20 protein-coding genes and 1 tRNA gene are annotated in these 23,961 nt (G+C 61.7%); 12 read left to right on the top strand and 9 right to left on the bottom strand.

The genetic code is table 11. The annotated features are described in order from the left end of the window. Position 1: 1 nt before the first annotated feature. Both NXS98_RS03280 and nagB read right to left on the bottom strand, forming a co-directional pair. On the bottom strand, positions 2-790 hold the full coding sequence (locus tag NXS98_RS03280) for a glucosamine-6-phosphate deaminase (protein WP_283847041.1): 789 nt from the start codon (positions 788-790) through the stop codon (positions 2-4). Positions 791-795: 5 nt separating this feature from the next. Continuing rightward, positions 796-1,581: a glucosamine-6-phosphate deaminase gene (gene nagB, locus NXS98_RS03275; protein ID WP_283847040.1), complete on the bottom strand. Its 786-nt coding sequence runs from the start codon at positions 1,579-1,581 to the stop codon at positions 796-798. Between the two features lie 169 nt (positions 1,582-1,750). Here nagB and NXS98_RS03270 point away from each other — a divergent pair, with 169 nt between their 5' ends. From NXS98_RS03270 to NXS98_RS03255, 4 genes are all read left to right on the top strand, one after another. Continuing rightward, on the top strand, positions 1,751-3,709 hold the full coding sequence (locus NXS98_RS03270) for a YjhG/YagF family D-xylonate dehydratase (RefSeq protein ID WP_283847039.1): 1,959 nt from the start codon (positions 1,751-1,753) through the stop codon (positions 3,707-3,709). Positions 3,710-3,792: 83 nt separating this feature from the next. After that, entirely contained in the window at positions 3,793-4,737 is a 945-nt protein-coding gene (locus tag NXS98_RS03265; RefSeq protein ID WP_283847038.1) for a DUF6807 family protein, read from the top strand. A 6-nt stretch (positions 4,738-4,743) separates the two neighbouring features. Continuing rightward, a complete protein-coding gene (locus NXS98_RS03260) occupies positions 4,744-5,577 on the top strand; it encodes a sugar phosphate isomerase/epimerase family protein (RefSeq protein ID WP_283847037.1) in 834 nt (277 codons plus the stop codon). A 28-nt stretch (positions 5,578-5,605) separates the two neighbouring features. After that, complete coding sequence (locus NXS98_RS03255) at positions 5,606-6,730, top strand: serine hydrolase domain-containing protein (protein ID WP_283847036.1); 1,125 nt, start codon at positions 5,606-5,608, stop codon at positions 6,728-6,730. A gap of 33 nt (positions 6,731-6,763) precedes the next feature. Here the strand turns inward: NXS98_RS03255 and NXS98_RS03250 are convergent, their stop codons facing one another. The 5 genes from NXS98_RS03250 to NXS98_RS03230 all read right to left on the bottom strand — a co-directional run bounded on the left by NXS98_RS03250 (position 6,764) and on the right by NXS98_RS03230 (position 13,243). Then, positions 6,764-8,611, bottom strand: coding sequence for a glycoside hydrolase family 127 protein (locus tag NXS98_RS03250; protein ID WP_283847035.1), 1,848 nt, complete (start codon positions 8,609-8,611; stop codon positions 6,764-6,766). An 81-nt stretch (positions 8,612-8,692) separates the two neighbouring features. After that, positions 8,693-9,814, bottom strand: coding sequence for a cellulase family glycosylhydrolase (locus tag NXS98_RS03245; RefSeq protein WP_283847034.1), 1,122 nt, complete (start codon positions 9,812-9,814; stop codon positions 8,693-8,695). A 114-nt stretch (positions 9,815-9,928) separates the two neighbouring features. Next, positions 9,929-10,957 (bottom strand): hydroxymethylbilane synthase, encoded by a 1,029-nt coding sequence (locus tag NXS98_RS03240; protein ID WP_283847033.1) that lies wholly within the window; start codon positions 10,955-10,957, stop codon positions 9,929-9,931. Positions 10,958-11,060: 103 nt separating this feature from the next. Beyond that, positions 11,061-12,122: a hypothetical protein gene (locus NXS98_RS03235; protein WP_283847032.1), complete on the bottom strand. Its 1,062-nt coding sequence runs from the start codon at positions 12,120-12,122 to the stop codon at positions 11,061-11,063. 104 nt (positions 12,123-12,226) lie between these two features. Next, entirely contained in the window at positions 12,227-13,243 is a 1,017-nt protein-coding gene (locus tag NXS98_RS03230; RefSeq protein ID WP_283847031.1) for a hypothetical protein, read from the bottom strand. A gap of 191 nt (positions 13,244-13,434) precedes the next feature. On the opposite strand from NXS98_RS03230, the gene NXS98_RS03225 reads away from it, so the two are divergent. The 8 genes from NXS98_RS03225 to NXS98_RS03190 all read left to right on the top strand — a co-directional run bounded on the left by NXS98_RS03225 (position 13,435) and on the right by NXS98_RS03190 (position 19,797). Further along, positions 13,435-14,565: a phospholipase D-like domain-containing protein gene (locus tag NXS98_RS03225; protein ID WP_283847030.1), complete on the top strand. Its 1,131-nt coding sequence runs from the start codon at positions 13,435-13,437 to the stop codon at positions 14,563-14,565. A 50-nt stretch (positions 14,566-14,615) separates the two neighbouring features. Further along, positions 14,616-17,159, top strand: a complete 2,544-nt coding sequence (locus tag NXS98_RS03220) for a glycoside hydrolase family 38 N-terminal domain-containing protein (RefSeq protein ID WP_283847029.1) — start codon at positions 14,616-14,618, stop codon at positions 17,157-17,159. 278 nt (positions 17,160-17,437) lie between these two features. Continuing rightward, a tRNA-Asp gene (locus NXS98_RS03215) sits at positions 17,438-17,514 on the top strand. Between the two features lie 149 nt (positions 17,515-17,663). Beyond that, complete coding sequence (locus NXS98_RS03210) at positions 17,664-17,981, top strand: hypothetical protein (protein ID WP_283847028.1); 318 nt, start codon at positions 17,664-17,666, stop codon at positions 17,979-17,981. Further along, positions 17,978-18,169, top strand: coding sequence for a hypothetical protein (locus NXS98_RS03205; protein ID WP_283847027.1), 192 nt, complete (start codon positions 17,978-17,980; stop codon positions 18,167-18,169). Before NXS98_RS03210 ends, NXS98_RS03205 begins: the two co-directional genes overlap by 4 nt. 9 nt (positions 18,170-18,178) lie before the next feature. Then, complete coding sequence (locus NXS98_RS03200) at positions 18,179-18,661, top strand: hypothetical protein (RefSeq protein ID WP_283847026.1); 483 nt, start codon at positions 18,179-18,181, stop codon at positions 18,659-18,661. Next, on the top strand, positions 18,658-18,837 hold the full coding sequence (locus NXS98_RS03195; protein ID WP_283847025.1) for a hypothetical protein: 180 nt from the start codon (positions 18,658-18,660) through the stop codon (positions 18,835-18,837). Before NXS98_RS03200 ends, NXS98_RS03195 begins: the two co-directional genes overlap by 4 nt. An 84-nt stretch (positions 18,838-18,921) precedes the next feature. Beyond that, positions 18,922-19,797 (top strand): UbiA family prenyltransferase, encoded by an 876-nt coding sequence (locus NXS98_RS03190; RefSeq protein ID WP_283847024.1) that lies wholly within the window; start codon positions 18,922-18,924, stop codon positions 19,795-19,797. A gap of 14 nt (positions 19,798-19,811) precedes the next feature. On the opposite strand, the gene NXS98_RS03185 is transcribed toward NXS98_RS03190, so the two are convergent. Next, on the bottom strand, positions 19,812-21,797 hold the full coding sequence (locus tag NXS98_RS03185; RefSeq protein WP_283847023.1) for a preprotein translocase subunit SecA: 1,986 nt from the start codon (positions 21,795-21,797) through the stop codon (positions 19,812-19,814). Next, positions 21,794-23,950 (bottom strand): HlyD family efflux transporter periplasmic adaptor subunit, encoded by a 2,157-nt coding sequence (locus NXS98_RS03180; RefSeq protein ID WP_283847022.1) that lies wholly within the window; start codon positions 23,948-23,950, stop codon positions 21,794-21,796. The genes NXS98_RS03185 and NXS98_RS03180 overlap by 4 nt, the downstream gene beginning before the upstream one ends. Between the last annotated feature and the right edge of the window lie 11 nt (positions 23,951-23,961).

The raw sequence follows: 23,961 nt of genomic DNA, 5'->3' as shown, positions 1-23,961 counted from the left end.
GTCAAGCGTTGGGAAATTCTGGCGGCAGCTCCGCTGCGGAATCGGCGTCCAGGTACAGCACGGCATGCTGCTGGCGGCGTAAGATGGAGGCGGGGCAGGCGGTGCTCAATGGGCCTTGCAACGCAAGACGCACCGCTTCCGCTTTGCGGCGTTCCGGCACGATGCACACCATTTTGCGGGCCGCGCACAGCGTGGGCACGGTCAAGGTGTAGGCGTAATGCGGGACGGCCTCCAGGGAGGGAAAGGCCCCCTCGCCCACCTGCTGTCGGCGGCAGCGTTCGTCCAACTGCACCAGCTTCATGGGACGCGGGTCCGCAAAATCCGCCACCGGCGGGTCGTTGAAGGCAATGTGGCCGTTTTCACCGATGCCCAGGCAGCACAGGTCTATGGGCATGGCCTGCAACAAAGCGGTGTAACGGTCAATTTCCTTCAGCGGCTCCGGGGCTTCCCCCTGGATGTAATGAAAACAATGAGGCTTTACGCGGGACTCGACACGTTCGCGCAAAAATTTCCGGAAGCTGGCGGGGTGTTCGGCGGTGATGCCGAGGTATTCGTCCATGTGAAAGAGGGTGATACGAGACCAGTCCACACCCGGCAGCGCAACCAACGCTGCCAGGAATTGCTCCTGAGAGGCTGCGGAAGCCAGGATGACGCGCGCCTGGCCCTGTTGTTGGATTAGGCTGGCGAGAAAATCCCGGACTTCCGCCGCAGCGGCTGCGGCCATGGCGGGCTGGTTGGCGTACACCCGCACGGGGAGTTGGTCCACTTTGAAGGTGCGTACAAGGCTCATGGCGTTCAACGAAACTCGGCCCATTCAGGCTCAGTTTGGAAAATCCAGCGGTAGTACTCATGCCCTTGCAGTTTGGAGGCGGCGGCTTCATCCACCACCACGGTGCATTTAGGATGCAACTGCAAAGCGGTGGCAGAAATCATGGCGGTGACCGGCCCTTCCACGGCTTTGGCCACGATTTCGGCTTTATGCGCGCCGGTGGCCAGGAGCAGGCAGCGGCGGGCATCCAGAATGGTGCCCACGCCCATGGTGATGGCGCGGCGGGGGACTTTGTGGGGGTCGCCGAAGTAGATGGCATTCTGCGCCACGGTGGTGGGGGTGAGGGCCTTGACGCGGGTGCGTGACAACAAGGCGGACAAAGGCTCGTTGAAACCGATGTGGCCGTCGCGGCCAATGCCCAGGAGTTGCAAATCCACGCCGCCGAAGCGTTTGATGAGTTTTTCGTATTCGTCGCATTCGCGGTCGAGGTCCGCGGCCATGCCATTGGGCAGATGGGTCATGCGGGGATTGATGTTCACGTGGCTGAACAAATGGCGCTGCATGTATTGGCGGTAGGAATTGGGGTCGTCGGGGGGCAGGCCCACATATTCGTCCAGGTTGAAGGTGCGACAGAGGGAAAAATCCAGTCCCTCCTCCTTGTGCATGCGGACCAGGTGGGCATAGACGGCTTCCATGGTGCCGCCGGTGGCCAGGCCAAGCACCAGAAAGGGATTCTCGCGCAGCGCCTTGGCGATGAGTTTGGCCACCAGCAGCGAGGCGGCCTCGGCATCTTGTTGAATGATAACTTCCATAATCGGGTGTGCCGGGGTTGGGAGCCACAACACTCCAACCAGCCGGGCTTGCAAATTGAGATTGCACCATAACCCAAACTGCCAGCCAGTCAAAACCTATCATTGAAGGAAAACGGGCTTTGTTTTAAGTAGAGGCCGCCATGCGCATGCATGCTGGCAAGATTACCTTGTGAAAACTGAGCCGCTTGTACCCTCCGGCCCGCAGGCAATTTACCGGGTGGCCACTCATGCCGCCGGGCCTGCCGGAAGACTGCCCCTGACCCCCGAAGATTTGCGCACACGTCCCAGCGGGGATTTATTCGGGATGACGCAAAATGCGGCGATGGGATGGAATCCGGCGGAACTCAAGCGCTCCCATTTTCTCATCCTCAGCACGCAGGGGGGATTGCGGGATGCCGCGGGGCAGCCGGTGGCGCTGGGATATCATACGGGCCATTGGGAAATCAGCGAGCTGGTGGGGGATGCGGCGCGGGAACTACAGCGGCTGGGGGCCATCCCTTTTGCGGGGTATTGCAGTGACCCGTGTGATGGGCGCACGCAGGGCACGCCGGGGATGATGGACAGCCTGCCTTACCGCAATGATGCGGCACAAATCTTTGGGCGGCTGATTCGCTCGCTGCCGACCACCCGGGGGGTGCTGGGCGTGGCGACGTGCGACAAAGGATTGCCCGCCATGATGATGGCACTGGCCGGCGCGCGTAGCCTGCCGGTGGTGCTCGTGCCGGGAGGTGTCACTCTGCCGCCAGAATCAGGCGAGGATGCCGCCGCCATTCAGAGCATTGGGGCGCGGTTCACGCATGGTTTGATTACTTTGGAGCAAGCGGCGGAATGGGGCTGCCGCGCCTGCGCAACCCCGGGGGGAGGCTGCCAATTCCTCGGCACAGCCGCCACGGCGCAGGTGGTGGGGGAAGCTTTGGGACTGACGGTGCCGCACGCGGCATTGGCGCCGTCGGGCTTTCCGGTGTGGCATGATTTGGCGGTGCGCTCCGCGCGCGCGCTGGTGCGCCTGCAGAAACGCGGTCTGACCAGCGCGAGCATCCTGACCGAGGCGAGTCTGCATAATGCGATGACGGTTTTTGCGGCGTTTGGCGGCTCCACCAATCTGCTGCTGCATTTGCCGGCGATTGCCCACGCTGCGGGGCTTCCGCGGCCCACGGTGGAAGATTGGCGGCGCATCCTGCAGCAGACGCCGCGGCTGGTGAGTGTGCTGCCCAATGGGCCGGTGCATCATCCCACGGTGCGTGTTTTCCTGGCCGGAGGCGTGCCGGAGGTGATGTTGCACTTGCGGCGGCTGGGGCTCTTGCAGACGGAAGCCTTGACGGTTCTGGGCGCGACGGTGGAGAAAGTGCTGGATGCCTGGGAAAAATCGCTGCGGCGGCGCAAATTTCGGCGCCTGTTGCAGGAGTTGGACGGGGTGGCGCCGGAGGAGGTCATCCTGCCGCCGGAACAGGCGGCGGAGCGCGGTTTGGCGGGCACGCTGCTATTCCCGCGGGGCAATCTCATGCCGGAGGGTGCGGTAATCAAGAGCACGGCGGTGGACCCGAAATTATTGGATGCGCAGGGGATTTACCACCATGAAGCGCCGGTGAAGGTGTTTGTCAGCGAAGCCGCGGCCATGGAGGCCATTCGGCAGCGGCGGATTGTGGCGGGGGACATCATGGTGATTGCCGGGATTGGGCCGATGGGCACGGGCATGGAAGAAACCTATCAGGTGACTTCAGCTCTGAAATACCTGCCGTATGGCGGCAAGGTGGCGTTGCTCACAGACGGGCGGTTTTCCGGGGTGTCCACCGGTGTCTGCATTGGGCACATTGGGCCGGAAGCGCTGGCCGGCGGGCCGATTGGCAAATTGCGGGACGGCGATGTAGTGCGGATTCATTTGGACATGCGGCGGCTGGAAGGGACCGTGGACATGGTGGGCGAAAAAGGACGCGCGGTTAGTCCGGCGCATGGGACGAGCATATTACAGCGCCGCAAAATGCGGGCAGATTTGGCGCCGCATCCGCGGTTGCCTGCGGCCACGCGATTGTGGGCGGCCCTGCAATCTGCGAGTGGTGGAGCGTGGGGTGGGGCGGTGTTTGATGTGGAGACGATTTGCGAAAAGCTGGCCGCCGCCACTCGAAAATAATGCTCAAGGATGAGGTGGCGCGCCCGGGGAAAGGCAGCAGCTTTTGCTTGCGCTGGCGAGGGCAGCGAGGCAGCATCAGGCCGATGAAATTCCCCGGCATTGGGACGTGCATTCTGGTTTGGGTGTCCGCCTTTGGGGGACTGGCCGCTCCGGGCGTGTGGCAATTTCAGCGGGGCAAGGACCAGGTGGAAGTAATTTACCAGGCCAGGCCTTTGTTAAAGTACGTTTTCACCAACATTCAATTTAAGCCTTACGTTAAAGAACTGCGCACGCTGGAGGGGCACAACGTGCTACTGGATGCACCGCCGGACCACTTGCATCACCACGGCCTGATGATGGCCTTCAAGGTTAATGACCTCAATTTTTGGGAGGAATCACCGACGGCAGGGGTTCAAGTGGTGGCCTCCGGGCCGAGCACGGTCGGTTATGTGGACCCGCGCGGCGAAGCCGTCATTTATCAACGGTTGTATTGGGTAAGGCCGACGGAGCGCGGGCATCCGGATTTGGCGCAAGTGGCATTATTGCAAGAGGAGCGGACGCTGCGGCTGCGGGTGGATGCCGCCTTGGAAGAAGTGAGCCTGGAGTGGCATTCCCAGTTCACCACCGGCACGGCCACCAACTCGTATCGCATCACGGGAGCGGGATATCATGGTTTGGGATTCCGGCCGGTGCCCTCATTCAATCGCGTGGCGAGGCGTTTGAATCCCATTGGCGCGGTGTACAGCGCTGAGGCGAAATGGGATGTGGTGGGGGGTGAGTGGGGCGCACTGGTGGGGACGGTGGAAGGGGGCGAGGTGACGCTGGCGATTTTCAACCATCCCTTGAACACTGCGCCGCCGAAGTTTTTTTCCATGCTGAATCCCTTTGCCTATTTGTCGGCCACGCAAGCGCTGGACCAGCAACCGCAAAGCTATCGCGCCGGCCAGAGCTTTGCGCTGCGGTATCTGGTCACGTTGCACAAGGGCGCGCGCACGATGGAATTTCTGAATTCGCGGGCTTACCAAATTCAAACCACCTCCAACCCCTGATTCCCTATGGCAAACATTCACATTGGCATCAACCTGGAGTTTGTGCGGCACGATGACAAACCCTTTGAATGGGGCGTGAGAAAGGCCGCCGAACTGGGCTATAAATTCATTGAACCCATGGTGCATTGGGGCCGCGAGCTGCTCAGCGAAGCGGGGTATTTCCACAGTGTTTCCATGCTCGACGATCCGTTGCGCATCAAGCGCGCCTGCGCGGAGCACAAGGTGCGGCTGTCGGGGCTGTCGGCGCACTGCCCGTTAATCAAGCCGGAAATCAGCGTGGAATACTTGAAACAGGCCATTCGCTTTGCGGCGGAGTGCGGCGCGCCGGTCATCAACACGGATGAAGGCCCCAAGCCGGCATGGACCACCGCGGCGGAGGACCACGTGCTGATGCGGTACACTCTAATGGAAGCCGCGAAGGTGGCCGAGCCACGGGGCATCCTGATTGGGCTGGAATGTCATCAGCAATACAGCAAGACCCCCGCCGGGTTGGACAAAATCTGGTCGCTGGTGAAAAGCCCGGTCATAGGGATTAATTTCGACACTGGCAACAGTTACCTGGCGGGCGAGGATCCTTATCCGTGGCTGGAGCGGGTGGTGGATCGCCTGGTGCATTTGCATGCCAAGGACATCAGCGTGCAACACTCGGAAGCCGAGCGCGGCAAGGTGACCGGCACGCCAGTGGGCTGCGCCTGCGGAGACGGCGTGATTGACTGGGAGCGGGTCATCAAGATTTGCCGTAAGGCCAAACGGGACATTGTGTTTTCGGTGGAGTGCGGCACGGTGGAGCAGGCCGAGCGCTCAATCAAGCACTTGAAAAAATTGCTGGGGAAAAAGTAAGCGGCCCGGCGCCGTGCCATATGATTGGATGACTGCCATGCCAGGCCAGAGCCAGGGCGCCCGCCGACAGCTTTTGCTGAGCGGTTTGCTGAGCGCGGTTTTGATGATGCTGGGGGAAGGGCTGGCGGCCATCTATCCGGGGGAAACCTGGCCAGAGGCGCGGCCGGCTGATTTGGGAGTAGATGAGGCGCGCCTGCAGGCGGCCCGCGATTACGCCCTGAGCGCGGGCGGGTCGGGGCTCATGGTGCATCAGGGCAAGGTCATAATGCGATGGGGGGATACACAGGCGTTGTATGACCTCAAGTCTTCCTCCAAATCCATCGGTTGCATGATACTGGGACTGGCCTTGAAAGATGGGAAGGTGAAATTGGACGATCCCGCCATGCAACACCTGCCCGGGTTTGGCTTGCCTCCGGAAACCAACAAACTGACGGGGTGGCTGCCGCGCATCACCTTGCGGATGCTGGCGGACCAAACGGCGGGCTTTGACAAACCGGGCGGGTTTGTGCCCCTGCTCTTTGAGCCGGACAGCCAATGGAGTTATAGCGATGGCGGCCCCAACTGGCTGGCTGATTGTTTAACCAAGGTCTATGGGCGGGATTTGAACGAGGTGCTCTTTGAGCGCGTATGTGCACCCATCGGCATTGGGGCCGGGGATTTGCGGTGGCGTAATCATGCCTACCGGCCGGCTACCCTTGACGGCATCAAGCGGCGCGAGTTTGGCTCCGGGTTCCATGCCAACGTCAACGCCATGGCGCGCATTGGGTACCTGCATTTACGGGAGGGCGTGTGGAAGGGCCAAACAATTCTCCCGCCGGAGTTTGTGAGGATGCTCCGCACGCCGGACGCCGCGCTGGCCAGGCTGCCGGTGCGATTGCCCGAGGAATACGGGCGCGCCTCGGCGCATTACCGGATGCTTTGGTGGAATAATTTTGACGGCACCATGCGGGGTCTGCCGCGAGATGCGTACTGGTCCTGGGGGCTGTATGACAGTCTGATAGTGGTGGTACCGAGCCTGGATTTGGTGGTGGCGCGCGCCGGGCAGTCCTGGCCGAGGAAAAAGGGCGCGGACCATTATGAGGTGCTGCGACCTTTTCTGGAGCCAATTGCCGCAGCTTTTCTCAAGCGGGAAATAAACCCTCCGAAGCCTTAATCCCCTGCCCCGCCGCCGTAAGGGCCGCCCGTATTATTTGGGCGCCTCCCGCACTTCCTCCCATCGGCGGTACAACCGCCCTTCCCACCAGGAGTCATTCAGGCGCCAGCCACGCTGGTTGGCCCAAACCTCCTGGGTGGAAGGCTCGCGATTGGCCAAGGCATAAAAGGGAATGGCCAGGAAGGGGCGTCCATCGGCGCGCACGCCGCGTATAACCGTCAGCCCGCCCAACCATTGGGGGCGATGCTCCACTTGGAATTGAGGGTCATCCCCTAATTCCACCAGGGGCTGGCCGTCATTGTCCAATCCCTCAAAGCCGTACACCAGCGGTCCACGTTGGAGGGCCACCTGACCGCGGCAGGATTGGACGTTGGGGTGGGCCACCCAGCGTTCGACGGGCATGGTCATCTCCACCTCCACCACATCGCCGTTGCGCCAGTCGCGCTCCAATTTCACAAAGCCGCGCTCGCGCAGGGCGGAGGTCGGGAGGAGCGCGCCGTTCACTTTAACGGTCATTTGACGGCACCAGCCCGGCCAGCGAAGCAACAGCGCGGCGCGTTGGGGTTTGGCGGGGCGCACGTGGATGCGCACCTGGCCTGACCAGGGATAATCCGTCTGCACCTCGAGGTCCATGGGGCCTGCCGCGAGCGGCAAAGAGACGACACCCCCCACGTACAAATTGAAGTACACCTCGGTTTTGGTGTGGGCATAAGCATAGCGCCCTGCCTGCAAAAGGGTGCGCGAGAGGTTGGGGGGACAACACACCCACGAATTATAGCGGGGGCGGTTACGGTCGCTGAGCGGATTCTGGTAGTAACTATTGGTGCCCGACAAGCCCAGGCCATGCAGGACCGCGTTGTAGAGCACGCGCTCGAGGACATCCGCCGCCTCGGCATGGCGCTCCAGCAGAAACAGGCGATGCGCAAAATCGGCCAGCCCGCAGGCGGCGCATGACTCATAATAACCGTTATGGGGAAGTTCGTAGTCCTCGCCCAGAGCCTCGTGTTCGGCCCGGGGGCCGATGGCGCCGGTCACGGCCATGCGGCGCAAGGTCACACAGTCCCAAAAGCGGTGGGCGGCCAGGCGGTAGTCGGCCTCGCCGGTTTCCAGGGCCAGGTCTGCCACGCCGGTGGCGAAGAAGATGGCACGGACGGCATGGCCCTCGAGCGTGCGTTGCTCGCGCAGGGGCATATGGTCCTGGAAATAGGCACGCGGCGTGGGACCGGCAGGTTGCACCTTGCCGTGGCCGCGCCATTCCACAAAGGCGCGCGCGAGTTCCAGGTAACGGGGCTGGCGGGTGAGACGGTACAACTCCACCAAGGCCATTTCCAGTTCGGCATGGCCGCAAAAGCCGGGCTGGCCATTGGGGCCCAGGAAATGGTTATAGGCCTGGTCTGCCGCGCGCATGGCCACGTGCAGGAGATTGGATTTGCCGGTGGCGGCATGGTACTCAATGGCGGCCTCGATGAGATGGCCTAAAACGTAGCCGTCATGCGAGCCGTCCAGAAACTTGGGGTCCCATGGGGGTTTGCCGGAGTTGATAATATAGACATGGACATAACCATCGGGCCTTTGTATTTGGGCCAGCAGGCCCACCAGTTCATCCACACGCTTTTCCAGGGCGGCATCGCGCTGCATGGCGAGGGCGTAGGCGATGGTCTCAAAAAATTTGTAAAGATTCGCCTCGTCCCACGTGCCGTTGAGGTCGCCGGCAACTTTTTGTCCGGCGGCATGGCGCAGTGCGCGCTCATTCCATTGCATGTAATGCCAGGAATGGGGAATGGTGCGCTCGCGGATGATTTGCAGCTTGGGCGCCCAGAAAGCATCCTGGACTTGGACGCGGCTGACTGGCGGGCACTGCAGCGGCTCCGCAGCCGACATGGCCCCGGTCCACAGAGCCACCAAGGCCCCTGCCCTCCACCACGGGCGCCAACGAGCGAAAACTGAGGCAGACACGGCGGGTTATTTCTTGCCGGTGACGCGTTTGATGTATTCCACTTCGTCAGCCTTGTAGGGGGTACCGTCGCGGCGGAAGATGTCGTGGAACCACAGTGGCGGTTCATTGGTGTAAGGTTTGCGCCAGGAGTCCCACGGGAAAATGGTCTGGGTTTTGCCGTCCACGAAGCCCCAGTTGTAGGCGGCCACTTTTTGTTGCTTCAAGTAGCCGAGGATGGGGTCGAAGGTGCTGCCCTGGGGACGCGCCATGTACTCGGTGCAGAGGATGGGGCGGTTGTAACGCCGCAAGTTGTTCACACAGCGTTGCATTTCTTCCAGGGGGCCGTAGCAGTGGAAACTGATGACGTCGGATTGTTCGAGGCAAAAACGCTCCATGGGCGAGAGTTTGGCGGGGTCGGCCCAGTTGCCAATCCAGACGCCCGCCGTGAGCGGTTGCGAAGGATTGACTTCGCGGGCCCAGGCAAAAGTTTTGCGCAATAATTGCAAGGCCAGGTCGGCTTTATTTTCCGGCTCAAACTGGCCATAGCTGCTGTTGTTGCGGTTGTCGGGTTCGTTGAACAAGTCCCAGACCTGGACGCGCCGGTCATTGCGGAAATGCCCGATGATGCCGGTGACATAGCCTTTGAGTTCATCGTGCCGCGCCGGGTCCTTCAAGATGTCCAACCCCGGCGATTGCACCCAGCCGGAGTTGTGGACGAAAGGCTTGGGGGCAGGCTGCGGGCCGGGCTTGGGATAGGGATGCCAGACACTGTCAAACAGGACAAACATGACGCCGATTTTGTGGCGGTCGGCAATTTGCAGGAAACGTTCGAGGCGATTGAGAAAGCCTTTGCTGTCCTGCCGCCACGGGATGTCATGGAGGAAGACGCGGACGCTGTTAAAGCCGAGCTGTTCGGCCCAGGCCAGTTCGCGGTCCATGGTGGCGGGGTCAAAGGTGTCGGCCTGCCACATTTCGAGCTGGTTGATGGCGGTGCTGGGGTTGAAATTGCAGCCCACCAGCCAGCCAGTGCGGTCGAGCCATTGATTGGCTTTGGCCTCGGTCCAACGCTGTCCTTGAGCCGCCAGGAGCTGGACCAGGCTTAAGATGCCAGCGCACAAAACTATGCAACCATGCTTGAAGTTCATCATGCGGGCGATGTTACCCTGCCTGCGGGTGTGGGACAATGGAATTTGAACGGCGGCAGGGGCGCTTTTGTATGAAGCGCTGGTTCAGCGACACTTTGGATGGCCGCAGGAGCAGGGCTATTTGCCGCTCAATTCCGCGGCCAGCAATTGCCCCAAGGTCTGGGGTTCGCTTAAAGGATGGCGGGCTTCCACCCGTTGCATTTTGCCGCCGACTTCCGCCACGGCCTGCATGTACAGACGTTCGCCCTGGGCCTCCGCATACGCCGCGACTGCGCTATGGCAGCCGCCGCCCATGGCTTTGAGGAAGGCGCGCTCGGCGGTCACGGCCTGCCAGGTGTTGTAATGATTGAGCCGCTGGCAGATGGCCTGAACTCGCTCATCTCCGGCGCGAATTTCAATGCCGATGGCCGCCTGGCCGGGACAGGGCACCATCTCGCTGACATCGAGTTTAATGGCCAGCAATCCGTCCGGCACAGCATCGCCCAGCAGCCTGCCGTGAGCATCTATGTGGAAATGCAATCGCTCCAAACCGGCAGCGGCCAGAATCATGGCATCCAGTTCCGGGCGGTTGGCCAATTTCTCCAGGCGTGTCACGACATTACCCCGGATTTCCACCAGCTTGATGTCCGGGCGGCGGGCTTTTACCTGAGCCTGCCGGCGGGCGCTGCTGGTGGCCAGGGTGATGCCCGGCGGCAAACCGGCCAATCCCGTGCCGGGCAGGAAACCGCGGCGTTCCGCATGGCCGGGGGACCATTCCTCCACCTGGGCGCGTGCGGCCTGGGCCTTCAACCATTCGGCATCGCGGTAGATGAGGACATCGCGCGGGTCGGCGCGTTTGGAGACGGCACCGAGGGCGAGGCCGGGGGGCAAGTCCACCGGCAAATCCTTCAAACTATGCACGGCCATATCAGCCTGGCCTTTGACGAGGGCGACTTCTAATTCCTTGGTGAAAAGCCCTTTGGGCAGATTGCCTTGGGGATTGGCCAGCGAGGCAGTTTGGAGTTTGTCGCCGGTGGTTTTGATGATTTTGATTTCAAAGGACAGGCGGGGAAAGGCCGCCCGGCATTGGTCCAGAATGAAATGGGTTTGGGCCAGCGCCAGCGCACTGCCCCGGGTGGCCAGAATGATGGGACGTTCTTTAGCCATGCAGGTGCCCCCGGCTTAAACCACAAGCCGGTGGTGCTCTTCACTTTTGAGTAACGCGCCCCGCTCGTCAAATGGGAAGTACATTATCGAGGGCGGAGAATGGCTAAAAATCGCGCTTGGGAATGGGCAGGACGGCGGGGCGTTCCCGCTGTTGCTGGGAGGTGCGTGGGGTTTCCGGCAGCGCACTGGGGCTGGATGGCAGGTAGCCGCCAGCGGCGTTTCCGCGGCCTTCCTCAAGCACACTGCGGGAGGGACGGCGCAAGGGGGTTAAATCCTGATTCATGGGGGTGGCCGTTCGTAAATCCCGGCTTAAGCCGCCGGCCTCGCGCAACACGCTGGGGCCGATGGTTGGCGGCTCATTTAACCCCGGGGTTTGCAGCCCCAATCCTCCTTCTTTGCGGCCTTGCTGCAAATCGTGGTACGTGCGGCTCTCCAACATCAGGCGGTATTCCTGCCGTTTTTCGTCACGCAATCGCTCTTTCTTCATTTCCTCATGGGAGGCGCGGAAAAATTCGCTCAGGCTGGCTTCGCCGCCCAAGGCGTCACGGTCCACGGTGTTGCGGCTCCACGAACCCATCCGGCCTGCATCCAAGTCCAGGATGGAGCGCATGCCGGTGGTGTTGCCTTCGCGGCGCGTCCCCAAGGCATCCTCTTGCCGGTTGTACGGGTTCAAGGGGTCGGCGTCCGGGCGGCTCTGGGCATTGGGACGCCCGCCGAAAGGCGAGCTGGCTCCTTCACGACTGGTGTTGCCCGTTCTACCTTCTTCCGGCTGCCCCCCTCGTTGTTTGAAATACTGTTCCATGAGAGTGGGTTTTTGGAGGGGGCGCCCATCCGGACCCACGCGTTCGACTTTGAAAATCTCTTCCGCCGTCGGCTGGCGGGCCTGGTTTTGCGGCAGCGCAAAAATCCAACTGTTTTGCCAGCCTGCTTTTTCGCGGTCACTTTTTTCCGGCAGGGAAGGCGCCGGCATGGGACGCAACATTTGCGGCGGCACCACGGGGCCGAGGGAGCTATCTGGGCGCAGGGATTCAAAAGGCCGCTCCAGGTACTTTTCGAGGGGGTTGCTTCCCGGCCTGGCTGGTTCAATTTTCTTCTGGTCCGTGGTGGAGAACTTGATGGGCTCGCCGCCGCAGACGCTGGCGGTGAACAGGGCCAAAGCAGCCATGGTGGCCATGCAAACTGAGGCCACTTGCCCGGACTTATGTTTAACGGCGGGAGCCATGAGTTGCTTTAATTATAATGGCGATTGGTGGGCGGGTCAACCGTGGCTCAGTAAAGGCTGATTTGGGCCTTTTTACGCAAGTCCTCCAAGGTCATTTTCCCCTCGGCATAGGTTTGCAAATCGCTGTGTTTCACGCGGAGGTTGAGCAGACCTTGACGTGGCGGGTTGTTACCCCCGGAATAAGTGCGGGTCACCGTTTTTCCGTCCTGTGTCGTGGTGACGGTCATCTGCCCGACGGACACGCCCACGCCAGGTCCGGCGGTGGCGCGGGGGAAAGAATGCACGGAAACGTGGACCCAGTCCTCGGGCTTCATGCCCCGAATGTTCACCGCGTTGCGGAGGCTGCTCAGCAATACCCGTTTCAAGTCTTCCACTTTCTCGGCATCATAGGGCGGCGGAGGAGGAGGTTCCCCGCCCCCCGCCCAGACATTGCCGCGGCGCCCCGGTTCTGGCACGGCCCCACCAAACAGCTCCGCCCGGGTCCGATCCCAATCGGAGTCCATGGGGGGCAGGTCGGTTTTGCCTGACTTCTCGGCTTCCGGCAGCAAGGGAAAGGGTACGGTTAAATAGAAAAAGGCTCCAAATCCCTCGAGGTACAAGGCCTCTGGCGCCTGCCCCTGGTCGCCAAAAGAAGTTATCACGACATTCATGGGCCGGTTCTCGTCGTTGCGCAGTTCAAATTCCACATCCTTGGCCAGGAGACGGGACATGACGGCCAGGTCTTCCTCCATTTCCTGGATTTTGCTGGCTTCGGCCAGTCGCGAGCTGGCCACCAACGTCCGGATGGGGCGCACGGGCATTTGCCGGCCGCGCTCCCGCCGGATGGCTCCTACGGTTTGCGCCAATAATTTCGGGGCTTCGGCCACTTTTTGCCGGGCGGTATCCAGGGCATCGCGCATGTCCTGGACGGCTTGTTCCAGGGCCCGCTGTAAGTGCAAAGCCCACCTTTCCCTTTCCGCAGCGGTATCCTTTTCCGCCTGCGGTTGGGCAGCAGGGTCGGGACTGGACCAGCCGTTGGCGGCGAGCAACAGGCTCAAACTCAAGAGCATGGCAGTCTTTTTCATAAGTTTCGTTAATGGATGTGGGGGCCCCAACCAGGCCACCCTGAGTTATTCGTGTTTTCTCTTAAATTAGACGGGAATGGCGGGAATTAGTTCGGAAAAAAATAGCGGGCAAGGGCAGCGAGTTTCGCCGGCGATGGTGAAGCCTGAAGTTATTGATATTTTTCCATGCCTTTCTATGATACCGTCAGCACATGGGTACGGGCACGGACATTCACTGGCTGGCCACGGGGCAAGAGGATTTTCAAGCCAAGCTCCAAGCCATTGCGGAGGCCCGGCGCAGTGTGCGACTGGAAACCTACATTTACACGGCCAGCCCTCCGGGTGAAGCCCTGCGCGCGGCCCTGGTGCGTGCGGCACGGCGCGGGGTACAGGTGCAAGTCCTGGTGGATGCATTCGGCTCGATTGAGCTGCCCGACACATTTTGGGAGCCGCTGCGGGAGGCCGGAGGGCAGGTGCGCTGGTTTAATCCTTTGTCTTTGGAGCGGTGGGGTTTTCGTGACCATCGCAAATTATTAGTGTGCGATGAGGCCATTGCCTTTGTAGGGGGATGTAATGTGGCGCCGGAGTACACGGGGGATGGAGTGCAGGAGGGGTGGTGCGATCATGGCGCGCGCTTGGGCGGACCGCCCGCGGAAGATTTGGCGGAAGCGTTTGAGGTGATGTTTGCGCGGGCTGATTTTCGGCATCCGCGCCTGATGCGCTTGCGGCGCAGCCATTTTCGGCGGCATCTGCCGCATCCTGATTGTGAGATTTTATTGAGCGGGCCGGGGCGGGGACGCAATCCATTAAAAAGAAGGCTGCATCAGGATTTGCGCAAGGCGCAGCAGGTGCGGCTGGTGAGCGCGTATTTTCTTCCCACCTGGCGCATCCGGCGTGAGCTGGGCCGCGTGGTGCGCCGTGGGGGGCGGGTGCAAATTTTGCTGGGGGCCAAGTCGGATGTGCCGGTGGCGCAGTTTGCGGCGCGCAGCCTGTATGGGCGGCTGATGCGGGCGGGCATTGAGATTTACGAATATCAGCCGCAAATACTTCACGCCAAATTGATGATTGTGGACCAGGCGGCATATATCGGCTCGGCCAATCTGGACAACCGCAGTCTGCACATCAATTATGAGCTGATGGTGCGGGTATCCGACGCCTGGGCGGTCGAGGGGGCCTGCGCGTTATTCGAGCGAGACCTGGCCCATGCCCGGCGCCTAGAACCGCGGGAGTGGCGGCGCGCCAATTCCTTGTGGGAGAAACTCAAGCAGCGCTGGGCGTATTTCCTGCTGGCCCGGGTGGATCCTCTGATTGCCCGGCGGCAATTGCGTTACTTGGATACTTGAGCCGGGGAGGCAGGTTTGACGCCGCGGGATTTCCCCGTTAGGCTGCGGGCATGAAATCCCTGCGAATGGCGCTTTCCAGTCGGATGAGGTCATTGCTGGCGGGCGGTTGGTGCCTGCTGGTCTGCTCCCCTGCCCTGCTGATGGCGGCGGCCGAGACGCCGGCGCATGTGCAACAGATTGACCTGATTCACTTCTCGCACACGGATTATGGATTCACGGACCACCCAGCGGTCTGCCGTGATTTGCAGGTGCGTTATCTGGATGTGGCGCTGGATACGGTGATGGCCACCCGCAAGATGCCGGCGGAGGCACGCTTCCATTGGACCGCAGAAACCACGATTGCCGTGCTGGAGTGGTGGCAACGAGCCACGCCGGCACGCCGGCAGGAGTTCTTGCAGGCAGTGCGTGAGGGGCAATTGGAGGTGACCGCGCTGCCGTTCAATAACACGCCCTTCCTGAATGCCGAGCAATGGGAGGTGATGCTGCATTGGCTGCCGGAGGATTTATGGAAAAGTTTTCGTCCGCAAACGGCCGTGCAAAATGATGTGAACGGTTTCCCTCGCGCCGGCGCCAAAGCGCTGCTGGACCGCGGCGTGCGTTATCTTTTCACAGGCATCAACAGCGATAGCGGGGGGCCGCCTTTTCCGCGGCTGTCCACTTTTTGGTGGAAGCAGCCCGATGGCCGCCGGCTTTTTGTTTATATGAGCCTGCCGTATGGCGATGGATTTTTCTTCTTTGAGAGTGTGGAATGGCGGCGCGGGCCGCTGCCGCGGGCGGGGGACGGGACTTATCGTCCGCCGCGGGCGGGAGACATTCTGAAAACGGATGAAGCTTCGCTCCGCAAAGCCCATGAACGCTGCCTCAGCCGGCTGCGGGAATATGAAAAAAGCGGGTACCGGCTGCCAGTGCTGGCGGTCTCGATGACCAGCATGTGGCGGTATGACAATGACCCGCCCTTCCCGCCGTTGTCGGATTTCGTGGCGGCCTGGAACAAGCTCGGCCTGCAACCCCGCCTGCGCCTGACCACGGTGAGCGAGGCCATGCGTGATTTGGAAAAGGCCGCTGGCGCCACGGCGCCTGAATATGCGGGAGAATGGACGGATTGGTGGGCCAATGGCACGGCTTGCGCGCCGCGTGAAGTGGCGGCCAGCCGCCTGGCCAAGCGGTTGCTGAGCGCGGCGCAATCGCCGGTTTTTGGCCCGTTGGATTCTTCCACCCGCGCGCGAATGACGGAGTTGTGGCAGGACTTGTGCCTGTTTGATGAGCACACCTGGGGTTCGGGCATGAGTGTGGGGCAACCGTACAGCCTGGATTCCCAAGGTCAGTGGAATGAAAAAGCGCGATTTGCCTGGCGGCCCATGGCTTTGGCGGAGTGGCTCCTGGGCCAGCGCGCCCGCAGCCGGCTGGCCAAGGAAAGCGAGGGGCTCTGGGTGGCCAATCCTGCGGCGGCGCCCTTCACCGGCTGGGCCACAATGATTAGCACCTGCCTGCGCCAGGAAACGCATACGCTGGTGGACACCGCCACCGGCGCCCGTGCCCGGCTGTATTACGAACCTGGCCCGCATTGGGGCCGGCCCGGCCGGCCAGCGGATTTAAGCTATGAGGACGTTTCCGCCACTTTTCCGGATCGTTCGCCCAATCGGTTTGCCAAATTTTGGGTGGAGAATCTTCCGCCCCACAGCGCCCGGCTTTTCCACTTCAGCCGGGATAAGGCCGAGGATGTGCCGAATTCGCCGGTGGCTCCCCGTGTGACCACGAATGCGCTGGGCTGGCCCGTGGCGGCCCTGTGGCCGGGCATGAAGAAATCGCTGTTCAGCGAGGGATTGGGGGATTTCGTCAGCGTGAAGGTCAACGGCTTTGCGCCGCGGTGGGTTGCGCAGGATATCTGGCACGCCCAGGAGGCCGCGCGGAAAGCGCAGCTCCAAAAGGAGAAACTCGAATTGATTACGGCCACACCATCGGGCCCGGTCACCTTGGAGGACAATCGGCATACCCTGCTTTATACCCAACGATTTGAGCATCCTCGCCTCCGGTGGGGCACACGCAAACTGGAGCTATGGAAGCGCGAGCCGCGGGCCCGTTTAACGGTGCGGTTCAACCGACAATCCTCGTTTGACCCGGAGTTGCTGTGCATCGTCAGCCCGATGCCCTGCGACGGCACCCTGCCCCGTTTGAGCTGCGGCGGCATGGGATTTACGCCGTTCACGGACCAACTGCCGGGCACCTGCCGGGATTACTTTGCGATAGATGGTTGGGCGCACTATGCCACAGCCGAGGGCCATTGGCTGTGGGTCAGCCGGGATGCGCCGCTGGTGACCCTGGACGGGCCGCATCCCAAATCCCGCATCACTGAGCCGCCAGCGCGCACCGGCCGGATGCTGGCCATTGTCTATGACAATTTCTGGTACACCAACTTCCAAGGGGACAGTCCCGGGGTGATGGAGTTTCAATTTGATTTGGTATGGCGGGCCAAATTGGAAGGGGATGCTTCTGCGGATAACCTGGCTCGGGCGCTGATGACCGAGCCGGTGCTGGTGATTAATCCTGCCTTTCCGGAAAATCCGGCCATGATGCAAAGACTATTCCAACCTTGAATGGGGAGGACGAAAATTCGACCGTCTTGGAAGGCCGACGAGGCGCTGGGTGCGTGGGGATGGCGCAGTTGTATTATTATAATAATTTAGGAATCCCCCATTGACTTTTTCCTACCTGCGCATAAGCTTAATAGTGATTCGGGTGGCAGTACGTTTCTTCAGCGGGGTCCCCCACCCCCACCTCCTTGGCGTCTGTTGCCCGAATCACTTTTTTATTTTCTACGTTTTTTCCTGTTGACGCCAGCAGTCGGGTTGCATACTTTTCTCGTCCCCAATGCGGGGGCGTAGCTCAATTGGTTAGAGCGCTGCCCTGTCACGGCAGAGGTTACGGGTTCGAGCCCCGCCGCTCCCGCCATTTTTATTATTCTCATAAATCCCTCTCGTGGAGCTTCTTAGCAGCGCCATTTCCGGCCCATTTCCGCTGGAGCTTACTGCAAGTGGCTGGTGGCGCCGTCATCTATTGATGCGACTTTTGCCCCTTATGGGATGGGGTACATTCAGGATATGCCACAACGTTTACATCCGGCTGTCTGGACGATGGTGCTGGCGTTGGTCATTGGCGTCGAGGCATACCAAGGGATGCCCATCCGGCCGTTGCAGGTGGTGGGGCGTTACCTCAAGGATGACACGGGGCGAATTGTGATGTTGCATGGCTGGATGGCGCCGTCGGGGTGGTATTGGAATGGGCGGGCATTTCCAGACCCGGTCGAGTTCACCCCCGATTTGAGCCAAAAAGATTGTTACCCGGGCGGGGATGATCGGTTGGCGGAAACTGGTCGTTGCGCCAAAAGTCGGTGTTACCGGATATGGACACCGACATGAGTCAATCAACCAAACGGGAAGTGCTGGCTAAATGGCGGCGGGCGTATGCCCGGGCCGGCCGCATTTACAAGGGACAACTGCTGGACCAAGCGGTGGCGTTATTGGGTTACCATCGCAAGGCGGCCATTCGGGCACTGCGGGCCGGGCCGCTGGCGCAACGGGCGCCCTGCCCACCTGGTGCCGGGTAACAGTTACTTTTGGCATACAACGTGGATCCGTGGTCCAAGGCCGGAGTGATGGTTCGCGCCAGTCTGGAAGCCAACGCGGCCAATGCATTCCTTGCTGTGACGCCCAGCAACGGTATGACCTGGCAATACCGCGCCAGCACCGGCGGCAACACCGCCAACAACAATACCACTGGCTTGAGCGCGCCGCAGTGGGTGCGGCTGGTGCGCAACGGTAATTCCTTCACCGGTTATCGCTCTACCAACGGCGTGAACTGGGTTCAGCAGGGCAACAGCGTGACCATTGCCATGGCGTCCAATGTGTATGCCGGTCTGGCCGTCACCGCCCACAATAATTCGAGCATGTGCCTGGCGGTCTTCGACAACGTGACGGTGCCCGGCTGGACCAACTGGGTGTTGCCACCTCCGCCCCCTGCTTTGACCGGTGCGGCCGGCAATGCGCGGGTGTCGCTGGTGTGGGCTGCCTCAACATCTCGTGGAGCGGCGCAGGCTTGACGCTGGCATGGCCGCAAGCCTATACGGGTTTTGTGGTGCAGGCGCGCACAAACTTGATATGGGGTGACTGGCAGGAGGTGCCCTCCCCCACCCCCTACCTCAGCAACGGCCAATGGTGGTTGGGCTTGCCGCCCCCCAGCGAGGCGGGCTCCGTTTTCTATCGGCTGGCCAAATAAGGGCCGGCCTCGAGGACCGGGACGAGGCTGGCCCCGCAAGATTTTGCTTTTGCAGGGTGCCCAGCTTGTTTTGAATGGCGGCGCATGACCATGACTCAGAGTTCCCCTGCGGCCATGCTGCGGGGCTTGCTGGCGCTGGGGCGGATATCCAATCTGCCCACCGTCTGGTCCAATTGCCTGGCGGGCTGGCTGCTGGGGGGTGCGGGTGACTGGAATTTGCTGGCCGTGGTGCTGGCCGGGGCTTCGAGTCTCTATTTGGGCGGGGTTTTTCTGAATGACGCGGTGGATGTTTCATGGGACCGGCGGTTTCGACCGGAGCGCCCCATTCCGCGCGGGGTGGTGAGTGAGTGGCTGGTGTGGGCGTTGAGTTTTGCGCTGCTGACCTCCGGGCTCTTGACGCTTTCGCTGATTCACCTGCGCCTGTTGCAACTGGCCTGGGGGCTGTTGCTGGCCATTGTGGCGTACAATGTCTGGCACAAAAGAATTGCGTGGGCGCCTTTGCTGATGGGCCTGTGCCGGGGATTGCTGGTGTTGCTGGCGGCCAGCGCGGCGGTGTATGGGCCGGATGGACTCACCGTCTGGTCGGCGGTGGCTTTGGGATTGTATGTGGCCGGGCTTTCGTGGATTGCGCGGGGAGAAAGCCAGGGGGGAGCGGCCAGTTACGGCCCCAGCGTGCTGCTGTTTGCGCCGATTGTGTTGTGTTTGCTGGTGAATGACGGGGCTTATGGCAAACAGGGGTTGCTGCTGGCGTTTGTATTGTTTTGCTGGCTGCTGGGGTGTCTGGTCACGGCCTATGGCACACCGGTGGCCCGGCGGAAAGAGGCCGTGGCCAAGCTGCTGGCGGGCATCGTGCTGGTGGATTTGGCCGCCGTTGGGCCGGCGTTTCCGGACATGGTTTTATTATTCCCCGCCTTGTTTTTGCTTTGCCTGGTGTTGCAGCGGTTTGTACCCGCCACGTAAAGGGAGAGGATGCCTTAGTCCAGGCCGGTGAAGGAAAGCGCTTCTTCGAGCCAGGTATCGGTCTTTAATACGCCCCGGCGCTGGTGAAAAGCCAGGCGCTGGGCGGAGTATTGCGCCTGTCTGATTAAACCTGCGGCGGCTTTTTCCCAACCGGGGGTGCGGGTGCTGGCCATGCGTTGCACGGCGCGTTTGAGCGGCGCGGGGACAAAGCGGCGCAGGAGTTCGTCCTCCAGGCTGACAAAGGCCTGAGCGGTGCCGGGGTCGCCCTGGCGGCCAGCGCGGCCGAACAATTGCCGGTCCACGCGCCCGGATTCGTGTCGTTCGGTGGCAATGACAAACAAGCCGCCCAGTTCGGCAACACCGGCCGCCAATTTGATGTCCGTGCCCCGCCCGGCCATGTTGGTGGCAATGGTGATTTTGCCACGCTCGCCTGCCTCGGCAATGATTTGGGCTTCTTCCTGATGGCGGGCGGCGTTCAGCACGCGGTGGTTGAGTCCGCGCGCCTGCAAAAGCTGGGAAAGGTGCTCGCTGGCGGTGACGCTGCGGGTGCCGACCAGGAGAGGGCGTCCGGTTTGGTGGATGGACGCCACGGTTTCCGCGATGGCCTCCCACTTATCGGCTTCGGTGAGGAAGATGCGGTCCGGCAATTGCTGGCGAATGCAGGGCCGGTTGGTGGGAATGGTGACCAGCGGCAAACGATAAATCTGCCAGAACTCGGCCGCGGCTTCGCGGGCGGTGCCGGTCATGCCGCACAAGCGGTAAAAACAGCGGAAAAACCGCTGAAAGCTCATGCGCGCGGCGGTCTCGCTGGGGGATGAAACGGGCAGATTTTCCTTGGCCTCGATGGCCTGGTGCATGCCCTCGCGCCAGGTGCGGTTGGGCATGACGCGGCCGGTGAATTCGTCCACAATCATGATTTTGCCGTCCACCACCAGGTACTCCTTGCCTGGCCGGAAAAGTTCGCGGGCGCTCAAGGCCTGTTTGATGAGTTCTTCCCGGCGGTCCTGATTGCGCCAAAAACCCGGGAGCCGGCTGCCTTCGGTCTCGATGCGCTGGCGGCCCTGGGGTGTCAGCTCAATTTCGCGGTAGCGCCAATTGACGGTGTAATCCTGGTCTGCCTGCAAGCGCTGGGCCATTTCATGGGCCACCATGACCGCCTCGTGCAGGATGGGGTTTTCGCGGGGGATGGAGATGATGAGGGGGGTGACGGCTTCATCAATCAGCACGCTGTCAGCCTCGTCAATAATGGCCGTGTGCAGGCCGCGCAAAACCAGGCCCTGGGCAGGTTGCGCCCGGCTATGAATCAACTGGCGCAGCAACCGGCGGGTGGGGTTTTGCAATTCTCCCAGGCGGAGGCGGTCGCGCAAAAAATCAGCGAGCAGTTCCTTGCTGGTGGTGTAAGTGACATCAGCGGCATAGCCCTGGCGGCGGGCCTCCGGGTCCATGGGGCCGGTCACACAACCCACGCGCACTCCGGCGAAACGGTACAGGGGACCGAGCCACTCGGCGTCGCGCTCCACCAGATAATCGTTGACCGTGACGATGTGGCAGGGGCGGCGGGTCCAGCCGGCCAGGACGGCCGCGCAGGCGGCGGTAAGGGTTTTGCCCTCGCCGGTGGCCATTTCGGTGAGAAACCCCCGATGCAATGCCAGGGTGCCCATGAGTTGCACGAGGTAGGGCCGCATGCCGGTCTGGCGGCCGGCCGCCTCGCGGATGGCGGCCAGGGCCTGGAGCACCATCTCCTGGTCCGGCTCAGGCTCGCGGCGGAAATGAACCCGGAAATCGTGCAGTTTTTCACGCAGCCGGCCGTCTGGGAGGGATTGCCAGTCGGCGGCCAGGGCGTCAATTTTTTCGGCATCGCGCTGCAGCTCCGCCAATCCCTGGCGCAGGCGCCGCAAGCGGCCGGTCCAGCCGTCCACCAGGGCATCGAGGCCGGTCAATAATTTGGCGGGCCGCTTGAAGCGGGTCAGATGCTGAATCTGAGTGGGGGTCAGGTTCAAAGCTGATAACGCTTTTGCAAGAGCTGCCACAAGGCGCGCATGGCCCGCGGCAACAAGGGTTCCCGCCCAATGTCAAAACGCGCCTTGCCGGTGCGGCCATGGAGGAGCACTGCCTCGGGAGGCGATTCCACGCGGCCAATGACATTGAAGAAAGGCTCGGCGGCGAGGCGGCCCTGACGGTCCTGGGAGGACACGGGCATTTCGCCGCCGCCAGCCCAGCCCAAAGCTATTGTGGGCAGGACGTATTGTGCCCCGGGGATGATGCGTAAATCCCGGACCTGCAAATTCAAACCGCCCTGGCCAAAGAGGCGGACTTCGGCCTGCTGGTGAAGCCGTCCTAACAAACGGTCCAGTTCCTCCTGCCGGACGGTGGCTGAGAACTCGAAGGCGTTGGTGTTGATGATCAATCCCAGGGCGCTGCCTTTGGGCAGCCAGCGGCCGGGCATTTCTTCGGGACGCGGCAGGGTCCACCAGCCGGAGACGCGCGCCCGGACCACCAGGTTGCTTTTGTCCTCCTCGAGGCGCTGGAGCAGTTGGCGGGCGGAATCCAGACGTCCTTGCAAGGGGGCCAGACTGGCGGCATCGAGGGACAAGGCGGCCCGATAGCGGGCCTCGGTCTCCGCATAGGAGGCGCGCGCCGCCGCCAGGGCGAGGTCCAATTCCGGGTTCACCAATTCCACCAAAGGTTGGCCGGCCTGGACCAGTTGTCCCGGACGCGCCAGCAGGGCGTTGACCCGTCCCGCGCTCAAGGCGGAAACCATGCTCCACTCGCGGGCCAAAACCACGCCCGGCGCGCGGAAATGACTGGGGAAGGGAATGAACTGGAAGAAGGCGATGAGCAGCGCCAGGCCGCCCGCGCTCACCAGGATGGCGCGGGGCCGGCAGCGCTCCAATTTGGGGCTGCTGGCCAGGTAGTGAATGAACTTGCCCAGCGGCACGATGATCCAGGAGATGACACAAACCACGGCCATTAAAATCCCCAGGAAAAGGAAGCGATCGGCCACGAAAAGGAGGATGCCGCCAAAGACGATGACCCGATAGATGGCGCTGCCCACGCCGAAGACGGTGAGCCAGAATTTTTCGCGATGGGACTGGGTGGGGCTTTCCGACTTCTGCACGCCGAGCAGGTAGTGTTCGAGGAGGTGCCGCAAATGCTGGAAGGACTTTTGATAAAGGTTGGGGATATCCAGCAAATCCGAAAGGATGTAGTAGCCGTCAAACCGCAGGAGCGGATTGAGATTGAAGACGAGGGTGGAAACAGAAGCGATGAAAATGAGGTTATAGCAAAGGCTATGCACCAGGCCGGCGCCGGTTTTGGCCCAGACCATCATGGCGATGGCGGCGACAAACAATTCCACAATCATGCCCGCGGCGCCTACGAGGGCGCGCTGCCAGCGGCTGCGGAATCCCCAACTGGAGGTGGCATCCATGTAGGGGACGGGGGTGAACACCAGCAATTGGACGCCCATGACGGGGACTTCGCCGCCGAAGCGCCGGCAGAAGTAGGCATGGCCAAACTCGTGCAAGGTTTTGACGATGACCATGGCCAGATACAGCAGGGGCAGTTTGGCCGGGTCGAGGATGCCCTGCGATTGCTCCCGGAGCGCATCAAAGTTTTCAATCCCCAACTTCACGCCATAGCCCACTACGAGCAACCAGATGACGGCGCCCAGCCAGCTCAGGAAAGGCCGGACCAAAGGCAGCGTGCGCTGGACAAAGCGGTCCGGATTCAGGAGCGGGATGCGCATGAACATGACCTGCAGGAGGGTGGCGCGGGTCTGGCGCTGGCGGGTTTTCTTGTAGCGCTCAAACAACCGCGCGGCATCGGCGGCCACGTCGTATTGCAGGAGGTTGGCGTAGTACAACTGCGACAAGAGGCGGATGACGGCCTCCTGGCCGGGGGCGGTCTCGGGAAATTTCTCCAGGCACTCTTTCCAGACCTCCTCCACGGTGCGGTCCGGGCGCAGCCGGGCCACGAATTCGTAGGCCTCGGGGCGCAAGCGGAAGTACTGGTTGTTGAAGGGGTTTTCGAGGACAATCCAGCGCTCGCCGCGGTACACCTGGCGGCGCACGCGGACGCCCGGGCGGAGGCAAATTTTTTGATTGGCCACCCGGTACCAGGATTCGCTGAAAGTTTTGCCAGCCTCGCTCATGTTACCTCCGA

Source organism: Fontisphaera persica, assembly GCF_024832785.1.
GTDB classification, from domain to species: Bacteria; Verrucomicrobiota; Verrucomicrobiia; order Limisphaerales; family Fontisphaeraceae; genus Fontisphaera; species Fontisphaera persica.
This window is presented reverse-complemented; position numbering and strand designations above follow the sequence as displayed.